9 protein-coding genes are annotated in these 6,915 nt (G+C 60.1%); 1 reads left to right on the top strand and 8 read right to left on the bottom strand.

Annotated features, from left to right (window positions below):
• From CW742_RS04775 to CW742_RS04750, 6 genes are all read right to left on the bottom strand, one after another.
• Positions 1-1,254: V-type ATP synthase subunit A (locus CW742_RS04775; RefSeq protein ID WP_292417219.1), on the bottom strand; the 1,254-nt coding region annotated here is incomplete at its 3' end.
• 4 nt (positions 1,255-1,258) lie between these two features.
• Positions 1,259-1,579, bottom strand: coding sequence for a V-type ATP synthase subunit F (locus tag CW742_RS04770; protein ID WP_292417215.1), 321 nt, complete (start codon positions 1,577-1,579; stop codon positions 1,259-1,261).
• Positions 1,572-2,645, bottom strand: coding sequence for a V-type ATPase subunit (locus CW742_RS04765; protein WP_292417212.1), 1,074 nt, complete (start codon positions 2,643-2,645; stop codon positions 1,572-1,574). Before CW742_RS04765 ends, CW742_RS04770 begins: the two co-directional genes overlap by 8 nt.
• A gap of 1 nt (position 2,646) precedes the next feature.
• A complete protein-coding gene (locus CW742_RS04760; RefSeq protein WP_292417210.1) occupies positions 2,647-3,348 on the bottom strand; it encodes a V-type ATP synthase subunit E in 702 nt (233 codons plus the stop codon).
• A 37-nt stretch (positions 3,349-3,385) separates the two neighbouring features.
• Positions 3,386-3,604, bottom strand: a complete 219-nt coding sequence (locus CW742_RS04755) for an ATP synthase subunit C (RefSeq protein ID WP_015284299.1) — start codon at positions 3,602-3,604, stop codon at positions 3,386-3,388.
• 104 nt (positions 3,605-3,708) lie between these two features.
• Positions 3,709-4,053 carry a hypothetical protein gene (locus CW742_RS04750; protein ID WP_292417206.1) on the bottom strand — a complete coding sequence of 115 codons (345 nt, stop codon included), beginning with the start codon at positions 4,051-4,053 and terminating at the stop codon, positions 3,709-3,711.
• A 152-nt stretch (positions 4,054-4,205) separates the two neighbouring features.
• On the opposite strand from CW742_RS04750, the gene CW742_RS04745 reads away from it, so the two are divergent.
• Complete coding sequence (locus tag CW742_RS04745) at positions 4,206-4,535, top strand: hypothetical protein (protein WP_292417203.1); 330 nt, start codon at positions 4,206-4,208, stop codon at positions 4,533-4,535.
• Between the two features lie 44 nt (positions 4,536-4,579).
• On the opposite strand, the gene CW742_RS04740 is transcribed toward CW742_RS04745, so the two are convergent.
• Together CW742_RS04740 and CW742_RS04735 are read right to left on the bottom strand one after the other, a co-directional pair.
• The gene (locus CW742_RS04740) at positions 4,580-5,746 is read right to left on the bottom strand and encodes an aconitase X catalytic domain-containing protein (RefSeq protein ID WP_292417200.1); all 1,167 of its coding nucleotides are present in this window, start codon (positions 5,744-5,746) and stop codon (positions 4,580-4,582) included.
• Positions 5,747-5,750: 4 nt separating this feature from the next.
• Positions 5,751-6,915 (bottom strand): UbiD family decarboxylase (locus tag CW742_RS04735; RefSeq protein ID WP_292417197.1); only part of this gene is annotated, 1,165 nt, incomplete at its 5' end.

The following is a 6,915-nucleotide window of genomic DNA, read 5'->3' as shown; positions in this document are numbered from 1 at the left end:
GGCGAGATTTGTGTCGAGCGCCCAGAATGTTCCCACAACGCGAAGCGTGTTCTGCGTGATCGGCTCCGAGAAATCCCCGCCGGGCGGAGAGACTGCACCGACAACCGTGACCGAACCGGTCCGCTCTGCCCCCTCCCTGCTCCCGAGGCAGATGACTCGTCCGGCCCGCTCGTAGAAGGCCGAGAGCCGGGTTGCGAGGTAGGCAGGATAGCCTTCCTCGCCCGGCATCTCTTCGAGCCGGCCCGAGACTTCGCGGAGCGCCTCGCCCCAGCGGGAGGTCGAGTCGGCCAGAAGTGCAACATCATAGCCCATGTCCCGGAAGTATTCGGCGATAGTAATGCCTGTGTAGATCGAGGCCTCGCGGGCGGCCACCGGCATGTTGGAGGTGTTGGCGATCAGGATCGTCCGCTCGATGAGCGGGAGTTTCGTCCGTGGGTCCACGAGCTCGGGGAACTCCTCGAGCACGTCCGTCATCTCGTTGCCCCGCTCCCCGCACCCGATGTAGACCACGACCTGCGTGTCCGACCATTTCGCGAGCGTCTGCTCCGAGACCGTCTTGCCCGTCCCGAACCCTCCGGGGATCATCGCGGTTCCTCCCTTCGTGACCGGGAACATGCAGTCGAAGACCCGCTGCCCGGTGATGAGGGGCAGGAGGGGGTCGAGCTTCTTGATGTGCGGCCTGGGGAGCCGGACCGGCCAGGTGTGCATCATGCTGAGTTTTACCGCATTGTCGAGCACGCAGACGATTTCCTCAACCGTGAATGATCCGGACCGGATTTCGGTGACGGTGCCCGATACTTTCGGGGGAATAAGGATGCGGTGCTCGAACTGGAACTCCCGTACCGTGCCGATGATGTCCCCGGATCCGAGCTTGTCGCCCTGTTTCACCGAGGGCGAGAACTCCCACTTCTTCTCCCGGTCCAGTCCGGGTGCCGTGATGCCGCGGCCGATGAAATCACCGCTCATCACTTTCAAGACCGGCAGCGGGCGCTGAACGCCGTCGTAGATGGAGGAGAGAAGGCCCGGGCCCAGCTCCACCGAGAGCGGCGTCTCCGTGTTCTCAACGGCCTCGCCCAGCGTGAGGCCGGTCGTGTCCTCGTATACCTGGATGACCGCTTCGTCCCCTTCGAGCCGGATGATCTCGCCGCGGAGGGCCTCGGCCCCGACCTTCACCACGTCATACATCTTGGACCCCTTCATGCCCTTTGCCACGATCACCGGGCCCGAGATCCGTGAAATTGTCCCCGATATCATACCATCACCTCTTCAGCACGATGTTGTACCCAATCGCTTTCCTGAGGAGCCGCTCGATGTACGTCCGCCGGTCCACTTCCTTCTTCTTCGACGGGATCGGGATGATGAGCGGGCGGTGCATCTTCTCGATCCGGTCCATCAGCTTCTCGTCAAGCCCGAGCATGTACTCCTCGTTCACTGCCACGATCCCGATGTCATCCTTGTGGAGGAGCGGGGGGATTGTGGCCTTTGCCTCCTCCATGCCATCCGCCTCGTATACCTCTGCTCCCGCGAGACGGAATCCCGATGCCCGGTCGCTGTCCGTTACGATGACGAGCTTAAACATAAATCAGCTCCTCCCTGAGGTTCTCGACCGGGAAGTCGGCCGTCTTGCAACGCGAGATGATCCGGATGTTCGTTATCTCGTTGTATTTGGCCCAGAAGTACCCGATAAGCGAAGCAACGCTCAACGGGTCGCCAAGGAATGAGTCTACACCCTCCCTCACCAGGTGCCGCTCCAACTGCTTCTCGATGACAGATATCTTCTGGGCCCGGAGTACATCCTCCGGTATCGTTGCAAGGAACCGGTAGCGCGTGGGATGCATGGTGGGGTACCACGTCGTTGAGAGCATGGCTGCTGCTTCTGCGATCGTGGGGAGGACAAGGACCCGGGCGATCATCTTTTGGTCCAGTGCCTGTCCTCCTTCCAGCAGGAACTTCTGCGCATCCTCCACCGCGATCCGGTCCCTCACCATCCGGAGGATAGTCTTGATATTCACCACGTCGACCTCAAGCGAGAGCACCTGGCGGATCTTCGCGTTGTTTGCCCCTTTTCCCGAAACTGCCAGAAGGGCGTCGTTGTAATAGAACCGGTCGAGCGCACACTCCAGCATCCCGAGGTCGCCGCTCCTGGCAAATTCCGGAAATGCCGTGGTGAGCGGCCGGGCCCAGCGGATATCCCATGTTGCAAGAAGGTCAATCACTGCTTTTACGTCCGGCTGCCGGACAAGCTCGGTCAGGGCTGCTTCGTCCAGTTCGCCCACGGGAACGAGGCAGTCCACGATCTCTTCGTTCGTCACGTGAATGTTCTTTCCGCGGAGGATCGTCTTGATGTTCTGGACATCCCAGCGGTGCAGGAAGATGCTGATAAAGAGCCGGGCCTCTTTCTCCTTCGAGAAGTTGAGAACCTTCCGGAATGTCCGGACAAAATTGTTCCGGAGGGCGTATTCGACCGCCGTGACTCCCGTGTATTTCCCTTTCGCCTCGATGAGGTCCTCACGGTACGCGGTCTTCTCAAGCTCGGCCATCAGTGAGTCCATGTCCGGCTGCAGGATGAGGTTGTCAAGCGTCCGGTGGTCCAGGAGCCGGCTCTTCATCCCCCGGATCCGGGCATTGATGTACCCCCAGTCCATCTCAGCCTCCGGAGAGGATCTTATAAATCGCAAGCCGCTTGTGCTCCCGAATCCGTTCGAGCCGTGACTCGACCGTGTTGGCGATGGTGACAAGGCCGTCCGGGGATGCTGCGACAAGGCCGCCGGTGCACCCGATGTCGGGGATGATCTCGCAGCTGACGTTCATCGCCGCGAGTGTTGCCCGGCAGAGTTCAAGGTCCCGTTTGTCAACATGGAGAACAAACGGGTTTTTTCCCATCGCGCTGACCGTCTCCCGAGCGAGCCGTTCGAAGATTGCAGGATAGTGAGTATCCTGCCGGAGCCCGGACAACCGTCTCTCTGCCTCTGCAAACGCGGAGAGGAAGACTTTCTCCCGCCCAAGAAGGGATTTTTCCTTGATCTCACCCTTTGCCAGGTAGAGCTGCTTGTTGCGCTCGATGGCCACAGACCGTTCTGCGTCACGGACCATGGCCTGCTGGATCTCGTCGGCCCGTTTCCTTGCTTCTGCCCGGATCGCTTCCACCTGCTCATCTGCCTTCTGCAGGAGCTCCCGCTCCCGCGCTTCTGCACTCTCCTCCACGGATTTTAAAAGATTGTCATAGGCCACGGCATCACCGTCCTCTTTTGCCTGCTCCGGCAGGGCGGGCTGCGAGCCGAGTCTCTCCCGGGGTTCCCGGCCCGGGAAAGGGATGAAAAATATGCTTTTTGGGAACGCACTGCTCACGGGGCTTCCCGCGCCGGAGCCATCTCCTTTTGGAGTATTACTTTACCATCAGAATGATCATCGAGGCGACCACGAACCCGAGAATGACCAGGGTCTCGGGGATTGCCTCAAGGATGATGATGGTACCTGCGGTCTCTGGTTTCTCTGCTATCGCTCCGGCGCCGGCAGCTCCGATGCGTGACTGCGCCCAACCCGTACCTATCGCACCAAAGGAGAATGCGATGGCAGCCCCGATGGGGACTTCCCAACCAACCATCTCGTTACCTCCTAATGATAGAACCTACAGATTCCAGCTATAATAAGGTTATCGCGCATATTCGGGGCCGGCCGGGGGAGGGCCCCCGGGGCATTCACGACGTGTCAGCCTTTTTTCCCTGCGTTTTTTGTATGGGAGATGACCGCATCCATGGCTTCCATGGTTGCGCGGGGGATAGCGCGGCCCGGTGCGGTTCCGTAAAGCTCGAGAAGCTCGCGGATATCCTCCTTTGTGAGCGTGGAGAACGTGTACTGCTGCCACTTCTCACGGTCAACACCGATCCAGATCTCCGCAAGGATCTCCCGGAGGCGGGTGTAGTCCCCGCCGGAAAAAGAGGCCCATCCGGCATCCGGGGCGCGGCGTATCTTCTCGATCGCTGCCTCGATCGCTTGTTCTTTCTGGAGCTCGAACCGTCTCCTGCCCAGCTCCTCTTTACTGGTAGAAGGCATATTTCCCTCACAGGGGAATTATCCTGTCCGTGATTATAGCATTTTCCCCTGCTTGTGGCTGACCGTTTGTGCCCCGGCCAGTCCTCCGCAACATTTATGGGTGCACAGCGGGACTCACTCATCATCCCCGAAACGGGGCTGGAGGTAAGAAAATGCCGGAGGTAACCCAGGCAGAGCTGGGAAGGCGCCTGTACCATGTCCACCGCGGGAAGACAGTCGAGGGTTCGATGAAACTGATGCAGCAGGGCATCGGTGCAGACTGGAAGTTGCTGTCGGAATCTGACATCATGCTCCTCTCTCACCTGCTCCAGTGCACGTGGAACAAGATCGACCAGAAGGTATGGGACAAAATCCCGTTCATGAACCTGAACATGGAAACTGCCAGGAAGATCCTTTCCTATGGTGACGGCGTGCGGCCGGGAAAAAATCCCTCACCCGAAGCCGTGGAAGAGATCCGGAAGATCCTGCTGGCCGTACGGTGAGGAACTTTTTTAAAACTGTGGCCGTGATCTCCTGAAAGGGAAGATCACTCCGTTGCCACTTTCACGCACTCGGCAACTGTTCCGATACGTGAGACCGCGGCGCACATGTCCGGCACATATGCAAGGGCCTTGCCTGAGTTCACCATGATCGCCTCGTACTGCTCCATAACGGGCGAGACCACCATGCAGGTATCGGCAAAGACCCGGGCCCCGCTCTTCTCGATCTGGTCCACGGTCTTCTGGTTCCGGTCAATCACGCCCTGCGCGGCAAAGACATAGAACGGCATGGTGACGACCTTCCCTTTCAGGAGGCCGGCAATCTCCTCCAGTTCCGCAGGCGAACAGTGCGGACAGCCCACGGCAACAGCATCAACCGGGATCTCCTTGAAGAGCCGCTCGACATCCCCTGTCTCAACATTGATCACCTCAAGGCCGGAGAGGTCGAACAGTCCCTGCGCTGCCTCGGGCGTCACGCCCTCGACATGGTACAGGGCCACAGCACCGGTCGCCGCCATCGCCGCCCCGAGCCCCTTGAGCCGTTCGGGGATGGCGGACTCAAGCCCCGAGAAGAACGGGATCCGGTTGCCCACGAGTTTTCCCGCATGGTACCCGAGCGCCCCGTAATGGGCTATGTCCCAGTTGCGGGTATCAGCCTCGACGCGGACGATCACCTGCGGCTTGCGCTTCGCTTCAAGGTGGAGCCCGTAACACGGCGTCTTTCCCACAATCGCTGCGGCAAGGGCGCCGGGGCCGCCCTCGCGATTGGTCCGGGCACCGATCACGGAGTTTGCATAGCTGACCGCGGAGGACTCCGACCAGGCAAGGTGGTCGCCAAACGAGGTCTCGCGGAGGTAGTAGGGCGTACAGGTGCACTCAAGGGCAATACCAAGCCGTTCGTAGGCTGCAACAACCGCCTGCTGCTTTACGGCAAAGTCCGGGTCAACACCCATCTCTTCAAAGCGGCCCCTTGGCATGCCGATCGGGTTCAGCACCGCCGGCACAACGGCTTTTGCATCGAGCGAGGCAAGCCACTGGAGGCCGTACTCACCGATGGTCTTGTAGGACGCCCCGCTCACCTGCGCACTCCTGATCGGGACGAGCCGCTCCGCCCCGAAGACCTTGCCGAGCGCAACAAGGAGCTCAAGCATCTTCTGCTTCGTTTCGCCCTGCTCCCCGGCAAGGATCTTTTCGTCGTCTCGGTCAAGATGCATGGTCTCACCACGTGGCACGCGTGAACTCGGCTTCGCGCCCGAGTACCATGGTCGCATCAACGCCGACCTTCACGTTTGTCCCGTCCTCGAGCTGACAGGGATCGAGCGATGAGCCGCGGACCCCCTGGATGATCATGATATCCCGGTCCCCGCTGACCCGGGTCGCGATGGCGTACTCGACCTCATGAGGATTTGCCGGGTCAATGTCCTCGTCAACAACAACCACATGCTTGAGCGACGTGTGGGCGGCAAAGGCTGCCATGATGGCGTTCTTCCCGTCGCCCTGCGTGCTCTTCCGGATCTGGATCACCGCGTGAAGGTACCCACAGCCCCCTTTCGTGAGGAGGACATCCTTTACTTCGGTGACCCCGGCAACTGCCTTGTAGATCTTCGGCTCGTAGGGCGCCCCCATCAGCATCTTGTGCTCGTCCCCACCGGGCAGGATGCCGTGGTAGATGAAATCCGGTTTCGTGTGCATGCCGGTGATCTCGATGATGTGCTGTCTCCGGACAGGGTCATAGGTCCCGGTGATATCCACAAACGGGCCCTCATCGGTCAGTTCAGCCGTGATGAACCCTTCAAGGACGATCTCCGCATCAGGGACGAGCACGCCATTGCTGCATTTCTTCACCTTCAGCGTACCTCCCATGAGTTCTGCAGCAAACGGGAGTTCCTTTCCGGTCGGTACCCGCGTGCAGGAGGCAAACGTGACGGCCGGGTGCGTCCCAATCGTGATCGCAACGGGCAGCTTCTCGCCTTTCGCGATGGCTTTTTTGAGCATCACATGCGTGTGCCGTCCCTCGACGAGCCGTGCGACCAGCCGGTGGTCATCAAGCACGAGCATCCGGTGGATTGATGCGTTCTCCACGCCATCCCAGCGCGAGAAGACAATAGCCGAGGTGAGGTACTTCCCGGCATCTTTCGGAAAGTGGTGCATGATGGGGAGCTTCGTGAGATCAGGCTTCTGCATGGAGAGCGTGCCGTCTTCGATCACCTTCCCGTTGAACTGCGCATCCGCAAGGGTCTTCACCATCGTTGCCTCTTCAATCCCGAGCGCGAGCGAGAGGGACTTCCGGCTCGCGGTCATGTTCATGACCGCTTTGTGGCCGTCAAGGTTGTGGAAGAAGAGGAGCCGGTCGGTTCCCGCTGCCATCTTCGGCGCTTCCATG

This window comes from Methanoregula sp., assembly GCF_002835825.1.
GTDB lineage: Archaea > Halobacteriota > Methanomicrobia > Methanomicrobiales > Methanospirillaceae > Methanoregula.
Note: the sequence above shows the minus strand (reverse complement) of the source record. Positions and strands in the feature narration are given on the sequence as shown.

Coding starts and splice junctions, on each gene's coding strand:
- CW742_RS04770 (WP_292417215.1), bottom strand. CDS start 1,579: ATGTTTAAGCTCGTCATCGTAACGGACAGCGACCGGGCATCGGGATTC.
- CW742_RS04765 (WP_292417212.1), bottom strand. CDS start 2,645: ATGGACTGGGGGTACATCAATGCCCGGATCCGGGGGATGAAGAGCCGG.
- CW742_RS04755 (WP_015284299.1), bottom strand. CDS start 3,604: ATGGTTGGTTGGGAAGTCCCCATCGGGGCTGCCATCGCATTCTCCTTT.
- CW742_RS04750 (WP_292417206.1), bottom strand. CDS start 4,053: ATGCCTTCTACCAGTAAAGAGGAGCTGGGCAGGAGACGGTTCGAGCTC.
- CW742_RS04745 (WP_292417203.1), top strand. CDS start 4,206: ATGCCGGAGGTAACCCAGGCAGAGCTGGGAAGGCGCCTGTACCATGTC.
- CW742_RS04740 (WP_292417200.1), bottom strand. CDS start 5,746: ATGCATCTTGACCGAGACGACGAAAAGATCCTTGCCGGGGAGCAGGGC.